Origin of the sequence: Stenotrophomonas koreensis, assembly GCF_001431525.1 — a bacterium.
In the GTDB taxonomy this organism is placed as follows: Bacteria; Pseudomonadota; Gammaproteobacteria; order Xanthomonadales; family Xanthomonadaceae; genus Stenotrophomonas; species Stenotrophomonas koreensis.
In genome coordinates, this window is the sequence record NZ_LDJH01000055.1 from 1 (window position 1) to 524 (window position 524).

The following is a 524-nucleotide window of genomic DNA, read 5'->3' on the forward strand; positions in this document are numbered from 1 at the left end:
GGCGATTTCGTGCGTGCTCAGGCCGCACAGCAGGCGCAGGGTCAATGCGACCCCCGCATCGGCGGCCAACGCCGGGTGGCAGGCGACGAATACCAGCCGCAGCAGGTCATCGCCGATGTCATCCAGATGCTCGGACTGGTCCGCACCCATGGCGTAGTCCTGTTGTTCGTCGATGACCTGTGCCTGCCGCTGTGCATGCAGGTGCCGTTGCCGCAGGCGATCAATGGCACGCCGTTGCGCGGTGGCCATCAGCCAGGCGGCAGGGTTGTCGGGGATGCCTTGCTCCGGCCAATGCTCCAACGCCGCTACCAATGCGTCCTGAGCCAACTCCTCGGCACTGTCGAGGTCACCCAGCATGCGCGCAAGGCGCGCGACCAGGCGTGGCGATTCCATGCGCCATAAGGTGTCGAGCAACCGCTGCAGTTGTGGATCGGTCATAGGCAGCGATCAGAGCATCGTGCTGCGACCGCTGCAAGTGCGAAAAGCATTTTTGTAGGAGCGGCGTCAGCCGCGAAGCAGGTGAT

Annotated in this window: 1 protein-coding gene; it reads right to left on the bottom strand. The window is 64.3% G+C overall.

Annotation, left to right across the window (positions count from 1 at the left end):
• A partial coding sequence (locus tag ABB25_RS14080; RefSeq protein WP_275452799.1) for a sigma factor occupies nt 1-438 on the bottom strand: 438 nt, incomplete at its 3' end.
• Between the last annotated feature and the right edge of the window lie 86 nt (nt 439-524).